At 73.5% G+C, this 22,875-nt stretch carries 20 protein-coding genes and 1 riboswitch; of the genes, 11 read left to right on the forward strand and 9 right to left on the reverse strand.

Annotation, left to right across the window (positions count from 1 at the left end):
• The 7 genes from glp to BKE41_RS16450 all read right to left on the reverse strand — a co-directional run bounded on the left by glp (position 1) and on the right by BKE41_RS16450 (position 7,821).
• The gene (gene glp, locus BKE41_RS16420; RefSeq protein ID WP_012320044.1) at positions 1–1,230 is read right to left on the reverse strand and encodes a gephyrin-like molybdotransferase Glp; all 1,230 of its coding nucleotides are present in this window, start codon (positions 1,228–1,230) and stop codon (positions 1–3) included.
• Positions 1,227–1,718 (reverse strand): cyclic pyranopterin monophosphate synthase MoaC, encoded by a 492-nt coding sequence (moaC, locus tag BKE41_RS16425; RefSeq protein ID WP_024829527.1) that lies wholly within the window; start codon positions 1,716–1,718, stop codon positions 1,227–1,229. The genes glp and moaC overlap by 4 nt, the downstream gene beginning before the upstream one ends.
• A gap of 3 nt (positions 1,719–1,721) precedes the next feature.
• The gene (gene trpC, locus BKE41_RS16430) at positions 1,722–2,609 is read right to left on the reverse strand and encodes an indole-3-glycerol phosphate synthase TrpC (RefSeq protein ID WP_043074027.1); all 888 of its coding nucleotides are present in this window, start codon (positions 2,607–2,609) and stop codon (positions 1,722–1,724) included.
• Positions 2,606–3,643, reverse strand: a complete 1,038-nt coding sequence (gene trpD, locus BKE41_RS16435) for an anthranilate phosphoribosyltransferase (RefSeq protein WP_024829525.1) — start codon at positions 3,641–3,643, stop codon at positions 2,606–2,608. Before trpD ends, trpC begins: the two co-directional genes overlap by 4 nt.
• A 34-nt stretch (positions 3,644–3,677) precedes the next feature.
• Complete coding sequence (locus BKE41_RS16440; protein ID WP_012320048.1) at positions 3,678–4,292, reverse strand: aminodeoxychorismate/anthranilate synthase component II; 615 nt, start codon at positions 4,290–4,292, stop codon at positions 3,678–3,680.
• Between the two features lie 103 nt (positions 4,293–4,395).
• Positions 4,396–5,916 (reverse strand): anthranilate synthase component I, encoded by a 1,521-nt coding sequence (gene trpE / locus BKE41_RS16445; RefSeq protein WP_024829524.1) that lies wholly within the window; start codon positions 5,914–5,916, stop codon positions 4,396–4,398.
• Between the two features lie 3 nt (positions 5,917–5,919).
• On the reverse strand, positions 5,920–7,821 hold the full coding sequence (locus BKE41_RS16450) for a peptidylprolyl isomerase (RefSeq protein WP_070999839.1): 1,902 nt from the start codon (positions 7,819–7,821) through the stop codon (positions 5,920–5,922).
• A 186-nt stretch (positions 7,822–8,007) separates the two neighbouring features.
• Between BKE41_RS16450 and tpiA the strand changes: the two genes are divergently transcribed.
• Positions 8,008–8,769 carry a triose-phosphate isomerase gene (gene tpiA / locus BKE41_RS16455; protein WP_012320051.1) on the forward strand — a complete coding sequence of 254 codons (762 nt, stop codon included), beginning with the start codon at positions 8,008–8,010 and terminating at the stop codon, positions 8,767–8,769.
• Positions 8,770–8,818: 49 nt separating this feature from the next.
• Here the strand turns inward: tpiA and BKE41_RS16460 are convergent, their stop codons facing one another.
• Positions 8,819–9,277: a nuclear transport factor 2 family protein gene (locus BKE41_RS16460; protein WP_070999840.1), complete on the reverse strand. Its 459-nt coding sequence runs from the start codon at positions 9,275–9,277 to the stop codon at positions 8,819–8,821.
• Between the two features lie 307 nt (positions 9,278–9,584).
• Between BKE41_RS16460 and secG the strand changes: the two genes are divergently transcribed.
• From secG to BKE41_RS16480, 4 genes are all read left to right on the forward strand, one after another.
• Positions 9,585–10,007 (forward strand): preprotein translocase subunit SecG, encoded by a 423-nt coding sequence (secG, locus tag BKE41_RS16465; RefSeq protein ID WP_012320053.1) that lies wholly within the window; start codon positions 9,585–9,587, stop codon positions 10,005–10,007.
• 156 nt (positions 10,008–10,163) lie between these two features.
• Positions 10,164–11,792 carry a CTP synthase gene (locus BKE41_RS16470; protein ID WP_012320054.1) on the forward strand — a complete coding sequence of 543 codons (1,629 nt, stop codon included), beginning with the start codon at positions 10,164–10,166 and terminating at the stop codon, positions 11,790–11,792.
• Positions 11,793–11,850: 58 nt separating this feature from the next.
• Positions 11,851–12,303, forward strand: coding sequence for a DNA polymerase III subunit chi (locus BKE41_RS16475; RefSeq protein ID WP_012320055.1), 453 nt, complete (start codon positions 11,851–11,853; stop codon positions 12,301–12,303).
• Complete coding sequence (locus BKE41_RS16480) at positions 12,303–13,895, forward strand: peptidase S10 (protein WP_070999841.1); 1,593 nt, start codon at positions 12,303–12,305, stop codon at positions 13,893–13,895. Before BKE41_RS16475 ends, BKE41_RS16480 begins: the two co-directional genes overlap by 1 nt.
• Before the next feature lie 22 nt (positions 13,896–13,917).
• Here the strand turns inward: BKE41_RS16480 and BKE41_RS16485 are convergent, their stop codons facing one another.
• Positions 13,918–15,276: a hypothetical protein gene (locus tag BKE41_RS16485; protein WP_012320057.1), complete on the reverse strand. Its 1,359-nt coding sequence runs from the start codon at positions 15,274–15,276 to the stop codon at positions 13,918–13,920.
• A 154-nt stretch (positions 15,277–15,430) separates the two neighbouring features.
• A riboswitch (cobalamin riboswitch) is annotated at positions 15,431–15,626 on the forward strand.
• Positions 15,627–15,660: 34 nt separating this feature from the next.
• Between BKE41_RS16485 and BKE41_RS16490 the strand changes: the two genes are divergently transcribed.
• From BKE41_RS16490 to BKE41_RS16515, 6 genes are all read left to right on the forward strand, one after another.
• Positions 15,661–15,843 carry a CbtB domain-containing protein gene (locus BKE41_RS16490; protein ID WP_024829520.1) on the forward strand — a complete coding sequence of 61 codons (183 nt, stop codon included), beginning with the start codon at positions 15,661–15,663 and terminating at the stop codon, positions 15,841–15,843.
• Between the two features lie 16 nt (positions 15,844–15,859).
• Positions 15,860–16,612, forward strand: coding sequence for a CbtA family protein (locus BKE41_RS16495; RefSeq protein ID WP_012320059.1), 753 nt, complete (start codon positions 15,860–15,862; stop codon positions 16,610–16,612).
• A complete protein-coding gene (locus BKE41_RS16500) occupies positions 16,605–17,006 on the forward strand; it encodes a DUF1636 domain-containing protein (protein ID WP_012320060.1) in 402 nt (133 codons plus the stop codon). The genes BKE41_RS16495 and BKE41_RS16500 overlap by 8 nt, the downstream gene beginning before the upstream one ends.
• The gene (cobW, locus tag BKE41_RS16505) at positions 17,003–18,037 is read left to right on the forward strand and encodes a cobalamin biosynthesis protein CobW (RefSeq protein WP_012320061.1); all 1,035 of its coding nucleotides are present in this window, start codon (positions 17,003–17,005) and stop codon (positions 18,035–18,037) included. Before BKE41_RS16500 ends, cobW begins: the two co-directional genes overlap by 4 nt.
• A 46-nt stretch (positions 18,038–18,083) precedes the next feature.
• Positions 18,084–21,413: a cobaltochelatase subunit CobN gene (gene cobN, locus BKE41_RS16510; protein ID WP_070999842.1), complete on the forward strand. Its 3,330-nt coding sequence runs from the start codon at positions 18,084–18,086 to the stop codon at positions 21,411–21,413.
• Positions 21,414–21,487: 74 nt separating this feature from the next.
• On the forward strand, positions 21,488–22,759 hold the full coding sequence (locus BKE41_RS16515; RefSeq protein WP_245295977.1) for a precorrin-3B synthase: 1,272 nt from the start codon (positions 21,488–21,490) through the stop codon (positions 22,757–22,759).
• The last annotated feature ends 116 nt before the right edge of the window (positions 22,760–22,875 follow it).

Consider the following 22,875-nt stretch of genomic DNA (forward strand, 5'->3'; position numbering starts at 1 on the left):
TCAGAGCAGGCGGCGATCGAGGCGGATGATCCGGCAGGGATCGCCGGCGCGCGCGGCCGGCGCGTGCGGGGCGCGGAGCAGCAGGGCCTCGGACCGGCCGAGGACGGCGAGCATCGACGAATCCTGGCGCTGCTCGGCGGTCGCGACCGGCAGCCGGCCGGGCTCGAGGGCGAGGCTCGCCCGCATGTAGTCGGCCCGCCCGTCATTCTCCGGCATGTCGCGGCCGAGCGTGGCCGGCTCGCTCCGGTCGGCGCCCGCCCGCGGATCGCCCTGGAGCGCGCGGATCGCCGGCACCACGAACAGCAGCCCGCACACGATGGACGAGACCGGATTGCCCGGCAGCCCGATCACCAGCATGTCGCCGAGACGGCCGTGCATCAGCGGCTTGCCCGGCCGGAGGGCGACCCGCCAGAAGCCGAGCTCCAACCCCTCCTTGGCGAGCGCGGCCTGTACCAGATCGTGGTCGCCCACGGAGGCTCCTCCGAGGGTGACCAGCAGGTCGGCCCGCGCCGCGCGGGCGCGACGGAACGCGTCCGCCAGGGCGTCGTGGTCGTCCCCGGCGATGCCGAGATCGACGATGTCGGCGCCCGCCTCCGCGGCGAGTGCGCCGAGCGCGAGGCTGTTCGAGGCGACGATCTGGTCCCAGCCCGGCGTCGCGCCCGGCTCCACCAGCTCGTCGCCGGTGGCGAGGATCGCGACGCGCGGCCGGCGACGGACCGGGAGCCGCGGATGACCGGCCGCCGCGGCGAGCGCGAGGCGCCGCGCGTCGAGGCTCGTGCCGGCCGGGATCAGGGTCTGGCCCGCGGTGAAGTCGAGGCCGGCCCGGCGAATGAACCGTGCCGGCTCCACGGGCTCCAGGACCCGCACCGCGCCCGCCTCGGCGGCGGCGTCCTCCTGGATGAGGATCGCGTCCGCGCCCTCCGGAACCGGCGCGCCGGTGAAGATCCGGACCGCCTCACCCGCGCCGATGCGTCCCGGGAAGCCGTGGCCGGCCGCGCTGGTGCCGATGAGCCGCAGGGTCGCCCCGACCATTGCGGCGTCGGCGCTACGCACGGCGTAGCCGTCCATGGCCGAGGCCGGAAATGGCGGCTGGGTCCGCGAGGCGACGACGTCGGCCGCGAGCGTCCGGCCGCCGGCCCGAGCCAGCGGGACGGTCTCGGCCTCGACCGGCGCGGCGACGCTCGCGAGCACCCGGGCCAGCGCCTCCGCGACCGGGATCAGGCCGCTCATTCCGCCGGTGCCCGGTAGGCGCCCGAGCGGCCGCCATCCTTTGCGGTCAGCCGGATCCCCTCGATCCGCATGCCGCGATCGACCGCCTTCACCATGTCGTAGACCGTCAGGCAGGCCACCGAGACGGCGGTGAGCGCCTCCATCTCGACGCCGGTCGGGCCCTGGACACGGACCTCGGCGGCGATGCGCAGGCCCGGGAGCGCGTCGTCGGGCTCGCACTCGACCCGCACCTTCGACAGCAGGAGCGGGTGACAGAGCGGGATCAGCTCGTGGGTGCGCTTGGCCGCCATGATGCCGGCGAGCCGGGCCGTGCCGATCACGTCGCCCTTCTTGGCGTCGCCCTCGCGGATCAGCGCCAGCGTCTCGGGCCTCATCACGATCTGGCCTTCCGCCCGGGCGGTCCGGTCGGTGGCGGGCTTGTCGGTGACGTCGACCATGTTGGCCGCGCCGCTGGTGTCGAGATGGGTCAGCGTCGAGCCCGGTCGCATGCCTTACGCCTTCTTCCGCGGCTTGCCGCCCGTGGCCCCCGCGTCGCCGAACAGCAGGGCGCGGGCCGCTGCCGCGACGTCCGGCTGCCGCATCAGGCTCTCGCCGACCAAGACCACGCCGAGGCCGTTGTCCCGCAGCCGCGCCACGTCGGCGTGGTCGCCGATCCCGCTCTCGGCCACGGCGATCCGGTCCGCCGGGATCCCCGGCGCCAGCCGGATCGCGGTCTCGAACGAGACCTCGAAGGTCTTGAGGTTCCGATTGTTGATACCGATCAGCGCCGTGCCGAGGGTGATTGCCCGCGCGAGTTCGGCCTCGTCGTGCACCTCGACCAGGACATCCATCCCGAGGAGGTGCGCCGTCTCGACCAGGGCCTCGGCCTCGTCGTCGTCGAGGCAGGCCATGATGACGAGGATGCAGTCGGCGCCCCAGGCCCGGGCCTCGTAGACCTGATAGGGCTCGAACAGGAAGTCCTTGCGCAGCACCGGCAGCCCGCAGGCCGCGCGCGCCGCCGTCAGGTACTCGGGACGACCCTGGAACGAGGGCTCGTCGGTCAGCACCGACAGGCAGGTGGCGCCGCCGGCCTCGTAGGCGGCGGCGAGGGTCGCCGGATCGAAATCGGCGCGGATCAGGCCCTTCGACGGCGAGGCCTTCTTCACCTCGGCGATGAGCGCCGGGCGATCCGCGGCTAGATGGGTCCGGATCGCCGCCGCGAATCCGCGCACCGGCTCCGCCTGAGCGACCTTCCGCTCCAGCTTGGCGAGCGGCACGCGCAGCTTCGCCTCGGCGATCTCGCGGCGCTTGTAGGCCTCGATGCGGGCGAGGACGTTCGGCCGCTCGGTCGGGGTCCCGGCGCCGGTCTCCGGGGTCGCCTCGTGCGTCAGCGAGCTCATCGGCCCTCCTGCCCGTTGGAGTGGTCGTTCGAGGCCCGGACGAGGCGGGCGAGCGTCGCCCGGGCGGCCCCGGAATCGACGGCATCCTGCGCCTGCGCGACGCCGTCCGCCAGGGCCTGCGCGGCCCCCGCGACCACGAGCGCCGCCCCGGCGTTGAGGACCGCGATGTCCCGATAGGCGTTCCGCGCACCCGCCAGGACGGCCTCCAGGGACCGCGCGTTGTCGGCCGGGTCGCCGCCGCGCAGCTCCTCGGGCGCGCGCAGCGCCAGCCCGAATTCGCGCGGGTCGATGGTGAAGTGTGACAACCGGCCTTCCTCGAGGGCGACGACCTGCGTCGGGCCGGTGACGGTGATCTCGTCGAGCCCATCGGATCCGTGGACGGTCCAGACCCGGCGGCTGCCGAGTTCGGCCAGGACCCGCGTCAGCGGCTCCGCGAGGGCCGCCTGGGCGACGCCGAAGAGCTGGTAGCCCACGCCGGCCGGGTTGCTCAGCGGGCCGAGCAGGTTGAAGATCGTCCGCACGGGCAGCTCGGACCGGACCGCCGCGACGTGGCGCATCGCCGGGTGGTGGGCCTGCGCGAACAGGAAGCAGAGGCCGGCCTCGTCGAGGCAGCGGGCCTGCGCGGCGGGGTCGAGCCCGAGCCGGACGCCCAGGGCCGCGAGCACGTCGGCGGCGCCGGAGCGCGAGGTCGCCGCGCGGTTCCCGTGCTTCGCCACCGGCACGCCGCAGGCGGCCACGACGATCGCCGCCAGGGTCGAGACGTTCACGCTGCCGGAATGGTCACCGCCGGTGCCGACGACGTCGACGGCGTTCTCCGGCGCCGCGACGCGCGTCATGCGCGCCCGCATGGCCTCGGCCGCGCCGACGATCTCCTCGACGCTCTCGCCGCGCACCTTGAGGGCGGTCAGGAAGGCGCCGGCCTGGACCGGCGTGACCTCGCCCGACAGCAGGTCGTCGAAGGCGGCGCGGGCCTCGGCGCGGTCGAGGGCGAGGCCCCCGGCGACCTTCGCGAGATGGGGTCTGAAGCTGTCCATGGGTTCTTACGGAGGGCCGCCCCGGCCCCCGGCGTCAATGCACGTCGGCGCGCGTCCTGTCACGCGCCGTGTTCCAGGCGGCGGCGAGATCCAGGAAGTTCTTCACGATCTCCGCGCCGTGCTGCGACCGGATGCTCTCGGGGTGGAACTGGACGCCGTGGAGCGGCCGGTCGGCGTGCTCCAGGCCCATGATCAGGCCGTCCGCCTCGGCGGTGACCCGCAGGGCCGTCGGGCAGGTCGCGCGGTCGACCACCAGGGAGTGGTAGCGGGTCGCCTCGAAGCTGTCGTTGAGGCCGCGGAACAGGCCGCGCGCGCCGTGCCGGATGGTCGAGACCTTGCCGTGGAGCGGCAGGGGCGCCCGCACGACGTCACCGCCGAAGGCCTGGCCGATCGCCTGGAGGCCGAGGCACACGCCGAAGATCGGGATCTCCTCGGACAGGTCGCGGACCACGTCGAGGCAGATCCCCGCCTCCGTCGGCGTGCACGGCCCGGGCGACAGCACGATCGCGTCGGGCGCCCTGGCGCGGATATCGGCGATCGTGAGCGCGTCGTTGCGCGCGACCTCGACCGCGCCGCAGAGCGGCCCGATCAGGTGCACGAGATTCCACGTGAAGGAATCGTAGTTGTCGATGACGAGGACGTTGGGCATCGCGGCGGCACGCTCGGGCATGCAGGCGATGTGACCGCTCGCACCCGCGCGGTCAACCGTCGGCGTCGGACGGCGGCGGCTCCGGCGCCGCCGCGCGTCCTCCCTATTGCCCGCGCTTCGCCTGCGCGGCGAACCGTACCGCCTCCTCGGCGGCTCGGAACAGCGCCTTGGCCTTGTTGACGCATTCCTGCTGCTCGGAGGCCGAGTCCGAATCGTAGACGATCCCCGCCCCGGCCTGGACGTGCATCGTCCCGTCCTTCACCACCGCGGTGCGCAGGACGATGCAGGTGTCCATCTCGCCACGCGCGCCGAAGTAGCCGATGCAGCCCGCGTACGGCCCGCGCTTCTCGCGCTCCAGCTCGTCGATGATCTCCATGGCCCGCACCTTCGGGGCACCCGAGACCGTGCCGGCCGGAAATCCCGCGGCCAGAGCCTCCAGGGGGTCGTGGCGCGGGTCGAGGTCACCCTCGACGTTCGACACGATGTGCATGACCTGGCTGTAGCGCTCGATGAAGAACGAGTCGGTCACCCGGACGCTGCCGATCCGCGACACCCGCCCGGCGTCGTTGCGGCCGAGATCGAGGAGCATCAGGTGCTCGGCCCGCTCCTTCGGATCGGCGAGCAGTTCCTCGGCCAGGGCGGCATCCTCGGCCGGGGTCGCGCCGCGGCGGCGCGTGCCGGCGATCGGGCGGACCGTGACCACCCCGTCCCGCACCCGCACCAGGATCTCCGGCGAGGAGCAGACGATCTGGAAATCCTCGAAATCGAGGTAGCACAGGAACGGCGCCGGGTTCGTCCGCCGCAGCGAGCGGTACAGGCTGAAGGCCGGCAGCGTGAACGGCGCCGAGAAGCGCTGGGACAGCACCACCTGGAACACGTCGCCCGCGACGATGTACTCCTTGGCGCGCGCCACCATGGCGAAGAAGTCGTCCGGCGGCGTGTTCGAGACCGGCTCGGGATGGGCGACCGCCGACAGGTCGACCCGCGCCTCGATCGGCAGCGGCCCCTCGAGGGCGGCGGCGACCCGGTCGACGCGCTGCAGCGCGTCCTCGTAGGCGGCCCGGGCCGCGACGCGTGGGGCGGGCCGGACCGGCGACACGACGGTGATGACGTCGCGGATGGAGTCGAAGACCACCATCACCCGGGGGCGCACCAGGATCGCGTCCGGCACGCCGAGCGGGTCCGGGTTCGGCTCCGGCAGCCGCTCCATGGCGCGGACCATGTCGTAGCCGAGATAGCCGAACAGGCCGGCGGCCATCGGCGGCAGGTCCTGGCCATCCGACTCGCCGATGGCGCTCTCGGCGATCAGGGCCCGCAGGCTCGCGAGCGGCGCCCGGGAATCCGGCTCGAACCGCGTGAGGTCTGCCCCGCGCGCGATCGCGGGCGCGCCCTCCCGGCAGCGCCAGATCAGGTCCGGATCGAGGCCGATCATCGAGTACCGGCCGCGGACGGCGCCGCCCTCGACCGATTCGAGCAGGAAGGCCGGTCCGGAATGGCCGGCGCGCAGCTTGAGGAACGCCGCGACCGGCGTCTCGAGGTCCGCGACGAGGCTCACCGCCACGAGGCTCGGCTGCCCGGCCTCGTAGCGCGCCGCGAAGGCCGCGTAATCGGGCGCTTCGGCCATGCCTCAGTACTCGCCGCCGATGGCGCGCCGCAGGGCCGCCGGGTCGACCTTCACGCCCGCGTTCTTCTGGACCTCGCTGATGTACTGGGACAGCACGTCGTCGGCGAGCGCCGCCTGGAAGCTCTGCGTGATCTGCTTGTCGCTCGGGCTATCGGCCACGAAGGCGGGCACCGTCGCCGCCATGACCTTGAAGACCGCGCGCGAATCGCCCGCGGCCGCCGTGCCGGCCTTGCCGACCGGGGTCGCGAAGATCAGGTTCACGACGTCCGCCGTGAGCATGTCCTTGGCCTGGTTGCGCGCGAGATCCTGCGCCTCCTGCAGGTTGACGCCGACCTCCTGGGCGGCCGCCTCCATGGTCTCGCCCTTGTTGATCTTCTCGACGAGCTCGCGACCCTTGGCCTGAAGGCGCTTGGCGATCTCTGTCGCGGTCCAGCCAGCCTTCACGCCGTCCTTGACCTGATCGAGGGGCTTGTCGTGGGCGGCGTCGATCCCGGTCACGTCGTACCAGACGTAGCCGCCGGTCTTGGTCCGCAGGGGCTCGTTGTCGCCGCCGATCTCGGCGCGGAACAGGGCCGGCAGGGTGGTCTCCGCATCGGGAATGTCGGTAACCCGCTGTCCGTCCGGTGCCTTGCCGTTGGCGTCCACGGCCTTCACGGTGACGATCTTGAGGCCGCGCTCCGCGGCGATGTCGGCGAGGGGCTTGGCGCCGGCGCGCTGGTCCTCAATCGCGTCGCGGGTGGTCTCCATGGCGTCGCGGGCACGGGCCAGGGCGAGGGCCTTGCGGATCTCTCCCTCCACCGCCTCGAACGGCTTCACCGTCCCGGCCTCGATCTTGGTCACGCGCAGCAGCACCGTGCCGAACCGGCCCTGGACCGGCTGGCTCACGCCGCCCTCCGGCAGCGCGAAGGCGGCGTCGGCGACGGCCTTGTCGAACAGCTCGCTCTTGGTCAGCGTGCCGAGGGTCAGGTCCTTCTCGTCGGTGCCGCGCTCGGCCGCCACCGCGTCGAAGGTCTTGGAGCCGTCCGTAATCGCCTTGCGGGCCGCCTCGGCGGCGGCCGCGTCGGGGAACACGATCTGCTGGATGGTGCGCTTCTCGGGCGTGCCGTAGCGGTCCTTGTTCAGCGCGTAGGCGGCGCGGGCGTCGGCCTCCGTGATCGCGTCGGGCTTCGCCATCGCCTCGGGCTCGACCACGAGGAGGTTGACCGACCGGAATTCCGGCGCCCGGAAGCCGGACTTGTTGGCCTCGTACCAAGTCTTGAGCTCGTCGTCCGTCGGATCGGGGATCTGGCCGGCCACCGAAGGGGTCAGCATCAGGTAGGCGGCCGCGCGGCGCTCGGTGGTGTAGCGGTGAACGGCTTCGCGCATGGCGAGCGGCACGTGCAGGTCCGACGACACGGCCTCGGCCAGCTGAAGGCGGGCGATCACCGAGCGCTGCTCGCGCACGAACAGGCCCTCGTTGAGGCCGGCGCGCTGCAGGGTCTGGTAGAAGAGCTGCGGCTCGAACTGACCCTGCTGGTTCTGGAAGCTCTTCTCCTCGTGGATCGCCTTGATCACCGAGGCATCCGGCACGGCGAGGCCGAGATCGTGGGTCTTCTGATCGAGGGCGGCCTCGGTGATCAGCTGCGACATCACCTGCCGGTCCAGACCGAGCATCCGCGCCTGATCGGGCGTGAGCGGACGCTTCAGCTGCGTCTGATAGCGCTGGAGCTGGTTCTGGTAGGCTTGGCGCACCTGCTCGGCGGTGATCGGCGTGCTGCCGACCGTGGCCACCTTGTTGCTCGCGCCGCCGCGGAAGAACTCCTCGACCCCGAAGATGCCGACACCGGCGATCAGCAGCGTGAAGATGATCGTCAAGACGATCTTGCCGAGCCAGTGCTGGCTGGCGTTGCGGATGCCCTGAAGCATGGTCTGTGATCGAGTACCTTCGGCAGCCGCCCCGTCACCGGGCCGGCGCTGTCCCTGAGAGCCGACCGCGATAGACCATTCGCGTCCACAGGCAAAGGCTCGGGCACGCCGGGCCGTTTGCACGCTCAAGCTCGCTCTGGTAGGCCGCGGCAACTTCGGAAACGCCGCGACGGAGCGAGGGCAGGAATGACGCAGTCTGGGCGCAGGCCGCTTGTCGCCGGCAACTGGAAGATGAACGGGACCCGGTCATCCATCCAGGTGGTCGAAGCGATTCGCGACGGGCTGTCGCCGGACCTCGCGTCCCGCATCGACGTGCTGATCTGCCCGCCCGCGACGCTGATCGGATCCTGCGTGGCGGCAGCGGCCGGATCGCCGATCGCGATCGGCGGCCAGAACCTGCATGCCCGCCCGAGCGGCGCCTTCACGGGCTCGATCTCGGCCGAGATGCTCGCCGACCTCGGCGCCAAGTACGTGATCGTCGGCCATTCCGAGCGCCGGGCCTACCACCACGAGACCGACGACGGGGTCCACGCGAAGGCGCTGGGCGCCCGGCGCGCGGGCCTGTGCGGGATCATCTGCGTCGGCGAGACGATCGAGGAGCGCGAGCAGGGGCGCGCCCTCGACATCGTCCGCGCCCAGCTCGCCATCGGCCTGCCGAAGGGCGCGACCGCGGCCGACACGGTGATCGCCTACGAGCCGGTCTGGGCGATCGGCTCGGGGAGGACGCCGACGCCGCGCGACATCGCCGAGGTCCACGCCTCCCTCCGGGAGATGCTCGACAAGCTGGTGGGCGACGAGGCGCAGAAGATCCGCATCCTCTACGGCGGCTCGGTGAAGCCCGGGAACGCCAAGGAACTCCTGTCGGTGGACAACGTCGACGGCGCGCTCGTGGGCGGCGCCAGCCTCGTGGCGGAAGATTTCCTGGGGATCTGCGCCGCCTACGCCTGAGCGCGCAGCCGCCGTTAGGCCCGGGTGCGGCGCTCGCGCGCCCGGGTTGTCAGATCTTGAAGGCCTGCCGGGCGAGCAGCCGCCAGCGGCCGCCGTCGCTGTGCCAGACCTGCATCACGCCGATATGCACCGGTGACGTCTTGCCGCCCGAGACCACCTCGCCGGTGAAGATGTGGCGCGCGATCGCGTCGTCGCCGACCACCGAGACGGACCGGTCCGACAGGGTGATGTTTGGGAAGGCCGAGCGCCTGCTGGTCAGCGTCTCGATGAAGGCCGTCTTGTCCTGCACCTGACCGCTGGAATGGCCGTAGCTCAGCCCGTCGAGGACCAGGGCGTCGAGGGCCGGCCCGTCCGCCGACAGAAGGGCCCTGGTGAGGGCGTCGACCGCCTGTTCCACGGCGGCGCCCTGAGCGGCATCGGATCCGCCCGCGGAGCCCGGGCCCGAGCAAATCAGGACGGGCACGGCGATGGCGGCGGCGGCGAGCGCCGCGCGGCGGGACACGGACATGGCTAGCCTCCCGGACCGAGCGGCGCGTTCGGTAGGCCGCCCTTCCCCGACAGAGAGCACGATGCGCGGCCGAAGGCGAGGGTCGAAGCGGACAGCCGGCCGCTCGCGTCAGGTTGGCGACGGGCGACCGGTGGTGTATGTCGTCGCCGAATTCCGGCCGGTCCGCCCGAAGCGTCGCCCCCGAAGCTCTCGCCGCACGCCCCCGTGCCCGGGAGGTTCGTGAACGATCGCGGGCCCCGGCCCTCGTGCGTTCGTCTTCCGGTGCCCGCTGCCGGCGCGCGGCGCTGAAGAAGACTCCGGAACACCGATGCAGACCGTCCTGATCGTCGTCCACCTCATCATCGTGCTCGCGCTGATCGGCGTCGTGCTGCTCCAGCGCTCCGAGGGTGGCCTCGGGCTCGGCGGTGGCGGCGGTGGCGGCGTCGGCGGATTCATGACCGGCCGCGGTCAGGCCAACGCCCTGACGCGGGCCACCGCGATCCTGGCGGCCCTGTTCTTCACGACCAGCATGGTCCTCGCCATCCTGTCGCATCGCTCGGCGGCGCCCAAGTCGATCCTCGACACCGGCGCGCCGCAGACGTCCGGCCAGCCGGCCAAGCAGCCGACCGGTGCCGACAACCTGCTCGACACGCTGCGCCAGCAACAGGACCGGGCGCCCGCGAACGCTCCGGCCCAGCCGGCCCCGGCCCCCGCGCAGCCGGCGGTTCCGGAAGCGCCGCAGTCGCGCTGACGGCGCGCGCCGCGGGCGGCGCAGCGTCCGACCCTTGTCCCGACGGACCGGCGCTCGGCCGGTCCACGCCATGCGTCGCGCGATCCCCAGCCCATGCACCGGCCGGGGCCTCCGCCGTTTGGCAAATGCCAGCAGCTTCTTTATGGACCGAGGCCCATGACGCGGTACGTTTTCATCACCGGCGGCGTGGTTTCCTCTCTCGGCAAGGGCCTCGCCTCGGCGGCCCTGGCGGCGGTCCTTCAGGCCCGCGGCTACCGGGTCCGGATGCGCAAGCTCGACCCTTACCTCAACGTCGATCCGGGCACGATGAGCCCGACGCAGCACGGCGAGGTGTTCGTCACCGACGACGGCGCCGAGACCGACCTCGACCTCGGGCATTACGAGCGCTTCACCGGCGTCCCGGCGAGCCGGGCGGACAACATCACCACGGGCCGCATCTACCAGGACATCATCGCCAAGGAGCGGCGCGGCGACTACCTCGGCGCCACGATTCAGGTGATCCCGCACGTCACCAACGCGATCAAGGACTTCGTCCTCGACGGCAACGACAGCTTCGATTTCGTGCTGGTGGAGATCGGCGGCACGGTCGGCGACATCGAGGGCCTGCCGTTCTTCGAGGCGATCCGGCAGCTCGGCCAGGAACTGCCGCGGGGCACCTGCTGCTACGTCCACCTGACGCTGCTGCCCTACATCCCGTCCGCCGGCGAGCTGAAGACCAAGCCGACGCAGCACTCCGTGAAGGAGTTGCGCTCGATCGGCATCCAGCCCGACATCCTGCTCTGCCGCTGCGACCGGCCGATCCCGATGGACGAGCGGCGCAAGCTCGCGCTGTTCTGCAACGTCCGCCAGACCGCGGTGATCGAGGCGCTCGACGTGGCCTCGATCTACGAGGTGCCGCTCTCCTACCGGACCGCCGGCCTGGACCGCGAGGTGCTCGGCCATTTCGGCCTAGAGCACGGCGAGGAGCCGGATCTCGGCCGCTGGCAGACCATCGCGGAGCGCGTGCGCAATCCCGAGGGCGAGGTCTCGATCGCCATCGTGGGTAAGTACACGGGGCTGAAGGACGCCTACAAGTCGCTGACCGAGGCGCTGACCCACGGCGGCATCAGCCACCGGGTGAAGGTCAACCTCGAGTGGATCGAGGCCGAGGTGTTCGAGCGCGAGGATCCGGCGCCCTTCCTCGAGGGTCTCAACGGGATCCTGGTCCCGGGCGGCTTCGGCCAGCGCGGGGCCGAGGGCAAGATCCGCGCGGCCCGCTACGCCCGCGAGAAGCGCATCCCCTACCTCGGCATCTGCTTCGGCATGCAGATGGCGGTGATCGAGGCCGCCCGCTCGCTGGCCGGGATGCCGGAGGCGAATTCGACGGAGTTCGGCGAGACCGCCGAGCCGGTGGTCGGCCTGCTCACCGAGTGGCTGCGCGGCAACGAGCTGGAGCGGCGCGCCGCGGCCGGCGACCTCGGCGGCACGATGCGGCTCGGCGCCTACGAGGCGAAGCTCGACCCCGAGTCGAAGATCGCCCAGATCTACGGGTCCGAGCAGATCTCGGAGCGGCACCGCCACCGCTACGAGGTCAACATGGCCTATCGCGAGCGGCTGGAGGCCAAGGGCCTGCGCTTCTCCGGCGTCTCGCCCGACGGCCTGCTGCCCGAGACCGTGGAGCATGTCGGGCACCCGTGGTTCATCGGCGTGCAGTTCCACCCGGAGCTGAAGTCGCGCCCGTTCGAGCCGCACCCGCTGTTCAAGGGGTTCGTCGGCGCCGCGATCGAGCAGAGCCGCCTGGTCTGAGGCCGCGGCGGCGCGCCGCTGCTCGCGCGGCGCCCCGCGGCCCTATATCCTCGGTGCCGTGACCGAGATCCTCTTCTACCACATGCAGCGGCAGCCCCTGGAGAAGGTGCTGCCGAACCTCGTCGAGCGCTCGCTGGACCGCGGCTGGCAGGCCGCGATCCAGGCGGCCAGCGAGGAACGGCTGCAGGCGCTCGACGACCACCTCTGGACCTATTCCGACGAGAGCTTCCTGCCGCACGGCACCGACCGCGAGCCCGACGCCGCGAGTCAGCCGGTGGTGCTCACGCTCCGGGACGTGAATCCCAACACGGCCTCGATCCGCTTCCTCGTGGAGGGCGCCGACCTGCCGCCCGACGCCGGGCAGTACGAGCGGATCTGCATCCTGTTCGACGGGACCGATCAGGACGCCCTCCTGCGCGCCCGCGAGCAGTGGAAACAGGCCAAGGACGCCGGCCACGCGGTGGCCTACTGGCAGCAGGACGATACCGGACGCTGGAACAAGAAGGCTTGATGGTGCCCCTCCACGGACGTCTCGCGCGCGCCGCGCTCGCCCTCACCCTGGCTGTCGCCGCACCCGCCGGCACCCTGGCCCAGGACGCGCCGCATCCGCATCCCGCGGAGAGCAAGCCGGCGCCGCGCGGCCCGGAGGGGCGCCGCCTCCCGCCCGATTCGACGACGAGGCAGAGCGTCACGCTGCCGGACGGCCGGACCCTCGACTTCACCGCCACGGCCGGCAGCCTGCCCCTCGTCGACGAGGCGGGAAAGCTCCAGGCCGAGATCGCCTACGTCGCCTACACGATGGCGCCGCAGGCCGGCCGCGAGCGGCCCGTCACCTTCGCGGTCAACGGCGGCCCGGGCGCCGCGTCGGCCTATCTCAACATCGGGGCGATCGGGCCCTGGCGGCTGCCGGTCGGCGGCGACAGCATCAGCCCGTCGCAGCCGGTGACGCTGACGCCCAACGACGGGACGTGGCTGGGCTTCACCGACCTCGTCTTCATGGACCCCGTGGGCACCGGCTACAGCCGGGCCGCGGACGGGAACGGCAAGGCCTACTGGTCGATCGATTCGGACGCCTCGACCCTGGCGGCGACCATCGCCCGCTACCTGCGCGTCAACGACCGGATGGCGAGCCCGAAATTCTTCGTCGGCGAGAGCTACGGCGGATTCCGCGGCCCGCTGATCGCCGAGAAGCTCCAGGAGGAGATCGGCGTTGGCCTCTCCGGCATGGTGCTGCTCTCGCCGGTGCTCGATTTCGCGTGGCTGGAGACGCCGCGGGCCAACCCGTGGGGCTACGTGCTAAAGCTGCCCTCGCTGGCGGCCGGCGCCCTGGAGCGGGCCGGCACGGTGCCGACGCCCACCCTTCTCGGCGACGCGGAGGCGTACGCCACGGGTCCGTACCTGAGCGATCTGCTGAAGGGCCCGAGCGATACGGCCGCCGTCGCCCGGATGACCGAGAAGGTCGCGCCCCTGGTCGGCCTCGACCCAGCCCTGGTGCGCGCGCAGGCGGCGCGCCTCTCCACCCGCAGCGTCCAGCGCGAGATCGACCGCGCCGAGGGCCGCGTGACCAGCGCCTACGACACCGGCATCACCGGCTGGGACCCGAACCCGGACGCCGCCCAGTCGAGCTTCGAGGACCCCCAGCTCACGGCCCTCCAGGCGCCGCTGACCAGCGCGATGCTCGACCTCTACGCGCGCGCGCTGAAGTGGCCGGTGACCAACATGCGCTACGAGCTCCTGAACAACGCGGTCAATCGCGGCTGGAGCTGGGGCTCGGGCCGGCAGGCCCCGGAGGTCCTGTCGAACCTCAAGGGCGACCTCGCGCTCGACGGGCACCTGCGCGTCCTCGTGGCGCACGGCTACACCGACCTGGTGACGCCCTACTTCGCCTCGAAGCTCCTGCTCGCGCAGGTCCCCGCCTACGCGGCCGGACGCCTGAGCCTCGCGGTCTATCCGGGCGGGCACATGTTCTACACGCGCCCGGACTCGCGCGCCGCGTTCAGGGCGGACGTCGAGCGGATGTACACGGACGCCCTGAAGGTGCGCGACGCCGGCCCGACCCGTCCGGCCGGCGCCCCCGCCGAGCATCTCAGGACCGCGCCGTGACGCCCCCCGCCCGCCTGGCCGTTCACGCGTCGTCGAAGGCGAGGGCCTCGGCCGGGTAATCGACCATCGTCCGGCGCTGCGCGTCGGTATTCTGCCACTCCCCGACCTTCATGTAGCGGCCCTCGAGATCGCGGACCTCGACCACCTTCCCGATGGTGGGGATCGACTGGAAGCCCTGCGGCCAGTTCGACGCGAAATAGAAGACCTGCTCGACGTGGTCCGAGAGGTGGCAGATCCCCGGTCCGAAGGTTCCCAGCCCGAACACGAGGTAGCGGCCGTTCACCAGGGCCGCGACGTCGGAGATCAGCGACTCGCTCTGGATCTCCACCGGCAGGCCGCGTCGCGCCGCGTAGGCCTCCACCTCGGCGATGACCGGGTTCAGCCTGTTCTCGAAGACGAGCTTGACCGAGCGGATCCGGCCCTCGGCCAGCAGCCGGTCGATGACCATCCGGTAGAACGCGAGGGGCGGCTGCGGGTAGTGCGGATCGACCCAGGTGCTGAAGATGTCGCCCGAGCGGATGTGGATCAGGAGCTGGTCGTCGGGCTTGGCCGGGAAGGTCCTGGGCAGGCCGTTGAACAGCGGCCGGATCACGCTCTGCACGATCGCGCGCGAATCCGTCGGTCCCCGCAGCGCGGTCACGCGCTCGAACTGCGTCGGGTCGAAGTACAGACCCGACAGGAAGTAGCCGTCCGGCGGCAGCGGTTCGTCCGGCGGGATGAAGGTGATGCCGTCGCAGGTCAGCCGCTCGGTCAGGAAGATCACCTTGCTGCGGTCGACCTTGGGGACCTTGATGTATTTCAGGTTGAGCGCCTTCGCGACCGACACCGCGATGATGTACTGGACGAGGCAGTTGCCGAAGGCGCCGTTCTCGAACAGCGACAGGCCGACGAGGGCGCGGCTCGCGCGGTCGGGCGCCGAATGGAGATTGTAGGTGACGTAGACGTTGGCCCCGGGCTTCTCGTTCAGGAGCGTCACGTCGAGGCCGAGCATCGCCCGGAGGGCGATCAGGTCGACGGCGGCCTCTTCGGCGCGGACGGCAACGGGGACGATCCGGGCCGGCTCCGGCGCGGCGACCCGCACCGCGCGCGCCCAGGCCCGCTCGTCGGGGACGATGGCGGCCACGAGGGCGTCCGGGGTCGCGCTCCAGCCGGCGAGGTCCGGCTCGATCCACGTCGCGCCGTCCTGCGAGACCGCCACGGCGACGTCGCCGGGTTCCGGAGGGACCACCCCTCCCCCCGGTCGCAGGGCGACGGAGTGGATCGGGAAACGGCCGCCGAGATCGACTTCGAGCCACCTCGTACCCGCGTCCGATACGATCCGCGGGTCTCGGCCGGCCGCCAGATCGACGAGGACCGGGGTCGGATCGTCTGTCAGGGCCATCGGGTCTCCGGGAGCTTACCGCCCGCGCCGGGCGGGTGTCGGGTGCGGCGGTGCCTGCTCCGGGGCGCGGCCGTCAAGCCCGTCCGTGCCGCGGCGCGGCGCGGGAATCGGCCGCGATCCGGCGTCGCTCCGTTGTGTCCCGGCGGTCATGCGTCTACAACGACCGGGTGACGGTGCCCCGGCGACGGGGTGAAAAGGGAATGCGGTGAGGGGTCCGAGGCCCCGATTCCGCGGCTGCCCCCGCAACTGTGAGCGGCGAGCGCCCGCCAAGCGCCACCGGAGCGATCCGGGAAGGCGGCGGGCGCGCCGAGCCGCGAGCCAGGAGACCTGCCGTCACGACAGGATCCCGCAATGCCGCCGGTGGGGCGGCTGGAGACACTGCTGATGACGACCCAAACCCTCGCCCCCGTCGCCGCCGGCACCCGCGCGTCGGAGCGCCCGATCGCCGTCGCGCTCGCGGCCGTGCTGGGCCTCGGCCTGCTGTTCATGGCGGGCTTCTCGCCGGCGATCGCGCTCCACAACGCGGCGCACGATTTCCGACACACCCAGAACTTCCCCTGCCACTGACGTCCCCGGAACAGGGATGATCATCCGGCTCCTGTCGGCGGCCCTCGCCGCCGGCTTCTTCGCGGCTGCCGTCGTGACGGGCCTCGAACTCACGCTGACCTCGCCGCTGATCGTCGCGGCCGAGCGCTACGAGCAGCAGGAGGCGCCGCGTCAGGCCGCCGAGACGCTCCCGATCAGGGCGCTCCCGATCGTGCTGGCCCATGCCGGGCACGACCACGCCGCGCCCGACGCCGCGCCGGAATGGCAGCCCGGCCCCGGCCTGCCGCGGATGGCCTTCACCGGGCTCGCGACCCTCGTCGGCGGCGTCGGCTACGCGCTGCTGCTCGGCGCGGTGATGCTCGCCTGCGGCCGCGAACCCACGCCACAGGTCGGGCTCGCCTTCGCGGTGGCGGGCTTCGCCAGCGTCGCCCTCGCGCCGGGCCTCGGCCTGCCGCCGGAACTGCCCGGCAGCGCGGCGGCCCCGCTCGCGACACGCCAGGCGTGGTGGGTGATGACCGCCGCGGCGACCGGGATGGGGCTCTACCTGATCACGATCCGCCGCGCGCTGATCACCATCCTCGGGGGGCTCGTCCTGATCATCGCCCCGCACGCGGTCGGCGCCCCGCAGGCGCCGGAGGCCGCGTCGGAGCTTCCGGCCGCGCTGGCCGCGCAGTTCGCCGCGCGGTCGCTGGCCATCAGCTTCGTGTTCTGGATCCTGATCGGGCTGGGACTCGGCTGGGCGTGGCAGGCCTTCGCCCGCGGCGCGGATCGGGGAGCGGCCCGTGCCTGAGACCATTCTCTACGTCTGCACCACCTGCCGCCGCTCGGACGACGACCCGGACGGCCCCCGCGCCGGGGCCCGCCTGCTGGAGGCGCTCCGGGCGCGGAGCGGCGGCACGCCGGATCTGCGGGTCGAGGCGGTGGAGTGCCTGTCGGTCTGCAAGCGGCCCTGCACCGTGGCGGTCGCCGCGCCCGACCGCTGGACCTACGTCTACGGCGACATGGATCCGGCCGCCTCGGCCGAGATCATCCTCGGCGGGCTCGCGGCCTACGCGGCGACCCCGGACGGCATCGTGCCCTGGCGCGAGCGTCCGGAGGCGTTCCGCAAGGGCGTGATCGCCCGCATCCCCCCTTTCCCAGAACCCCGCCCGGTCCCCGCCGGCACCCTGGAGGCCGCGGAATGACCCTCGTGAACAAGATCCCCTGCACCATCGTCACCGGCTTCCTCGGGGCCGGCAAGACGACCCTCGTCCGCCACGTGGTCGAGAACGCCAAGGGGCGCCGCCTCGCCATCCTGGTGAACGAGTTCGGCGACATCGGCTTCGACAAGTCGTTCCTGGCGGCCTGCGGCGTCGAGGGCTGCACCGAGGACGCCATCGTCGAGCTGCCGAACGGCTGCATCTGCTGCACGGTCGCGGACGATTTCGTTCCCGCGCTGGAGACCCTGCTCGGCCGCGCCGAGCCGCCGGAGCACATCCTGATCGAGACCTCGGGTCTCGCGCTGCCGAAGCCGCTCGTCCAGGCGTTCCAGTGGCCGGCGATCCGCTCGCGGGTGACCGTCGACGGCGTGGTCGCCGTGGTCGACGGCCCGGCGGTGGCCTCGGGCGCCTTCGCAGAGGATCCGGAGGCCCTGGCGGCCCAGCGGGCCGCCGACCAGTCGGTCGACCACGACAATCCCCTGGAGGAGGTTTTCGAGGACCAGCTCCTCTGCGCCGACCTCGTGGTGGTCAACAAGGCCGACCTGATCGACGCCGCGACCCGGGCGCGGGTCCGCGCCGAGGTCGAGGGGCACCTGCCCCGCGCCGTGAAGGTCGTCGAGACCGAGAATGGCGCCATCGACCCGCGGGTGCTGCTCGGCCTCGGCGCGGCCGCCGAGGACGATCTCGACGCCCGCCCCTCGCATCACGGCGAGGGCGAGGACCACGACCACGACGATTTCGAGACGGTGGCGCTGCCGGTCCGCCCGGCGGTGACCGCGGGAGATCTCGCGGCCCGGGTCGAGGCGGCGGCCGAAGCCGCCGGCGTCCTGCGCATCAAGGGCTTCGCCGAGGTCGAGGGCAAGCCCATGCGCCTCGTGGTGCAGGGTGTCGGCCGGCGCGTCACCCATCATTTCGACCGCCCCTGGCGGGCCGGGGAAGCCCGCGACGGGACGCTGGTGGTGATCGGCCTGAAGGGCTTCGACAAGGACGCCGTCGCGGCGGCCCTCGCGGGATGAGGCCGGTCGCGCACGCCCGCCCGGACTCGCTCTAGGGGCCGCCGCGGTGCATCTCGTGCGCATCGATGCCGTGTCCCTCGACGAGGGCGAGGCGGCCGTGGATCTCGGGCAGGAGCCCGGCGACCTCGTGGTGCTGTCGTTCACCGACAGCGACCTCGCTTCGGTCGGGCAGGCCCACGCCGCGGAGCCCGGGCTGCCGAGCCTTCGGCTCGCGAAGCTCGCCAAGCTGCGGCATCCGCTCTCGGTCGACCTCTACGTCGAGCGGGTCGTGGCGCGCGCCAAGGTCGTGGTGATCCGCTGCCTGGGCGGGCTCGACTACTGGCGCTACGGGATCGAGCGTTGCGCCGAGGCCGCGCGGGCGCACGGCGTCGTGCTGGCGGTCCTGCCGGGCGACGACCGGCCGGATCCGCGCCTCGCGGCGTTCTCCACTGATCCCGACCTCGCCGGGCAGCTCGACGCCTATTTCCGCGCCGGCGGGCCCGACAACCTGCGGCGGATGCTGCGGAGCTTGGCGATCCGCCTCGGCGGCGACGGCCGGGTCGAGCCGCCGCAGCCGCTCCCGCGCGGCTTTCCGTGGTGCCCCGGCTGCGGGGTCCTGCCCCTCGAGACGGCCCTCGCCGCGGCCGGGACCGCGGTCCCGCTCGCCGGTGCGCGGATCGCCGCCGAGCCCGTCGCGCTCCTCCTGATCTACCGCTCCGCCGTGCTCGGCGGCGATACCGGCCCGTTCGCCGCCCTCGCCGCCGCCCTGCGGGCCCGCGGGATCGGCGTGCTGCCGATGGCGGTGTCCAGCCTGAAGGAGCCGCAGGCCGCCGCCGCGGTCGCCGCGGCCGTGCGCGCGCGCCGGCCCGACCTCGTGATCGCCGCCACCGCCTTCTCGGCCCGCGAGGACGAGACCGACTTCGTCCTCGACGCCGCCGACTGCCCGGTCCTCCAGGCCTTCACGGTGGGCTCGCCGCGCGCGGCCTGGGCGGCCTCCGCCCGCGGACTGGGCGCGGCCGATCTCGCCATGCAGGTCGCGCTGCCGGAATTCGACGGCCGGCTCTCGGGCTTCCCGATCTCGTTCAAGGAGGAGAGCGCCGAGATCGCCGGCTTCGCCGAGCGCCGCGCCGTGCCCTACGAGGCCGGCATCGCCGCGCTCGCCGACCGGGCCGCGGGATGGCTGCGGCTGGCCGCCCTGCCGCGCGCGGCGCGGCGCGTCGCCCTGGTCCTGTCCGACTATCCCGCCCGCGGCGGCCGGGCCGGGTTCGCGGTCGGCCTCGACACGCCCGCGAGCGCCCGCGCGATCAGCGCCGACCTCGCGGCCGCCGGCTACGCGGCGGGCGCGCTGCCGGAGGCGGGAGCGCTGATGGCGGCACTCACGGAGGGCGCGGCCCAGTTCCGGGTGCCGCTCGCGGCCTACGCGGCGTGGTGGCGCTCGCTCACCGAGGACGTCCGCGCCGCCGTCACCGCCAGCTGGGGCGAGGCCGAGGCGGACCCGGCCTGCGTCGACGGCGCCTTCCGCTTCCGGATCGTCCGGGACGGCAACCTCGCGGTCCTCCTCCAGCCCGACCGCGGCCGCGATCCCGATCGCAAGACCGGCTACCACGACCTCGAGCGGGCGCCGACCCACGCCTACCTGGCGTTCCATCTCGGCCTGCGGCAGGGTTTCGACGCCCTGGTGCAGCTCGGCACGCACGGCACCGCGGAGTGGCTGCCGGGCAAGGCCGTGGCCCTGTCGCCCGACTGCTTCCCGGCGCTCTGCGTGGGCGGGCTGCCGGTGATCTACCCGTTCATCGTCGACGACCCGGGCGAGGCCGCGCCGCTCAAGCGCCGTCTCGGCGGGGTCGCGCTCGGGCACCTGACGCCCGACACCGCCGTCCACGCGCTGACACCCGAGGCGGCCCGGCTCCGCGAGCTGGTGGAGGAGTATTCGGCGGCCAGCGTGCTCGACCCCCGCCGCGCCGACCTCATCGCCCGGGCCATCCTGGAGGAGGCCGGGGCGGCCGGTCTGCTGGACGGTGCCGGGATCGGCGCGGACACGCCGATGGACGAGGCGCTGACGCGGCTCGACGCGCATCTCTGCGATCTCGGCGAGACCGTGTTCCGCGACGGCCTGCACGTCTTCGCCCGCGCGCCGCACGGGGCTGCGGAGCCCGTCGCGGCGAGCGCGGACTCCGAGCGCGCCGGCCTTCTCGCCGCCCTCGACGGGCGGTTCGTCCGTCCGGGCCCCTCCGGCTCGCCGTCCCGCGGGCGGGCCGACGTGATCCCGACCGGGCGCAACCTCGCGACCCTCGACCCGCGGGCCATCCCGAGCCGCGCCGCCGCGCTCCTCGGCGAGAAGGCCGCCGCCGCCGTGGTGACCCGCTACCTTCAGGACGAGGGCGCCTATCCGGCCCGGATCGTCATGGATCTCTGGGCCTCGCCGACCCTGCGCACCGGCGGCGAGGACGTGGCCCACGCCCTCGCCCTGATGGGCGTGCGGCCGGTCTGGGACCACGCCAGCACCCGCGTCACCGGCTTCGAGATCCTGCCCCTCGCGATGCTGGACCGGCCGCGGATCGACGTCACCGTCCGGGTTTCCGGCGCGTTCCGCGACACCTTCCCCGACACGCTGGCGCTCCTCGACCGCGCCGCCCGCGCCGTGGCTGAGCGGGACGAGGCCGACGACGAGAATCCCCTGGCGGCGGCGCGGCGGCGGGGCGACGGCGCCGCGCGCGTCTACGGGGCCGCGCCCGGCCGCTACGGCGCCGGCACCGCCGCCACCGCCCTCGACGGCGCCTGGGAGGGCCGCGCCGACCTCGGCCGCGCCTATCTGGCCGCCAGCGGTCACGCCTACGGCGACCGCGACGGCCCGGACGCCGATTTCGCCGCCCGCGTCGCGGCGGCCGACGCCTATCTTCACGCCTTCGACGTGGCCGAGCGCGACCTGTTCGACGGCGACGCCGCGGTCGACGCGATGGGCGGTTTCGCGGCGGCCGCGGCCCTGGAGGGCGCGAATCCCGCGCTCTACAGCCTCGACGTGTCGGTGCCGGAGCGGCCGAAGGCGCGGACGGCCCGGGAGGACGCCGCCCGCCTGATTCGCGGGCGCCTCGCGGATCCCCGCTGGATCGCGGCCCAGCTGCGCCACGGCTACAGGGGGGCGCAGGAGCTCGCCCAGGGGCTCGACGCGGTCTTCGTCCTGGCCGCCGCGAGCGACGCGGTGACGGATGCCGGCTTCGAGGCGCTCTACGCGGCCTGGGTCGCCGATGCCGAGGTGTTCGAGCGCCTGCGCGCCGCCAATCCCGCCGCGGCCAGGGCGATCCTCGAACGGTTCGACGAGGCGCGGGATCGCGGCCTCTGGCACAGCCGTCGCAACGCCCTCCCGGCCGACGCCCTGATGCGCGAGGCCGCCGAGTGAGCGCCGCCCCGCATCGGCGCGTCCCGCCCGAGGCGCCCGCCCGCCGGGGCTGGTGCCCGGGCCTGGCCAAGCCCATGCCGACGGGCGACGGCCTGCTCGCGCGCGTGCACCCGCCGCTCGGAATCCTGACCCTGGATCAGGCCCGCGCGGTGGCGGACGGGGCGCGGCGCTTCGGGAACGGCCATCTGGATCTCACCGCGCGGGCCAATCTCCAGATCCGCGGGGTCTCCGAGGCGACGCGCGTTCCGCTCGCCGCCTGGCTCGCGGCCCGGGGCCTCGGCGACGCGCGCGCCGACGGCGGCCCCCAGCGCCTGACGCTCACGAGCCCGCTGGCGGGTCACGATCCGGACGAGACGATCGACGTGCCGGCCCTGGCCGCCGCCATCGAGGCTGCCGGGCTCGCGACACCCGGACTTCCGGCCAAGACCCTCGTCGTCGTCGAGGGCCGCCCCGGCCGGGCGGTGCCGGAGGCGGATCTCTGCGCCGTCGCCGAGGGGCCGGGCGTCGTCGCGATCGCGGTCGCGCGCGGTGAGACCTCGCGGACGCTCCTGACCTGCACGGAGGACGCGGCGCCTGGCCACGTGGCGGCCCTGCTCGGCGCCTTCGCGGGGACGGGCCGGCGCCGGATGCGCGACCTGGCGGACGACGAGCTGGCCGCGCTGACCGAGGCTCTTCGCTCGGGCAGGCCGGCGCCCCCGATCGGACCGGCTTACACGCGCCGCGGCTTCGCACCGGAACGGGAGCCGGCACGTCCGGCGCGCGGATCGGATCTCCGGGGCGTCGCCATCGACGCGCCGTTCGGGCGCTGCACCGCCGATGCCCTCGACCGGGTCGCCGCCGCGGCGACGGCGGTCGGCACGGACGCGATCCGCCTCTCCCCCACGCGCGGCTTCGTGCTGCTGGTGCCGGCCACCGCCTTCGACGCGGCGGCGGCCGCGACGGCGGCGCTCGCGTCGGAGTTCATCGTCGTCCCGGACGATCCGCGGCGCGCGATCGCGGCCTGCACGGGGGCTCCGGGCTGCGCCTCCGGATCGACCCCCACGCTGACGGACGCGGCGCGCCTCGCGGCGGCGTTCGGCCCGCTGGCGGGCGCGGGCCGCGCCGCGCACGTCTCGGGCTGCGCCAAGGGCTGCGCGCGGCCGGGCCCGGCCGACCTGACCCTCGTCGGCCGGGACGGGCGCTACGGCGTGGTGATCGGGGGGGCGCCCGGCGATGAGCCGGCGATGGATCTCCCTATCGAGGCCGTGCTGGAGCGGCTAGGAAGGGCCGAGATCGACGGGCTTTCCGCCGCCTTCGCGCCGGAGATCACCCCTTCGGCATGCGGGAGGACCAGGAGACCGGCATGAGCGCGAGCCAGAACGCCCTGCGCCAGACAGGATCGGAGCCGGCCGCGGCCCACGAGTCCCCGTCCCGCTACGACTACATCCGCGACGGCGGCGCGATCTACGCGCGCTCCTTCGCG

Source organism: Methylobacterium sp. C1, from assembly GCF_001854385.1.
Classification (GTDB): Bacteria; Pseudomonadota; Alphaproteobacteria; order Rhizobiales; family Beijerinckiaceae; genus Methylobacterium; species Methylobacterium radiotolerans.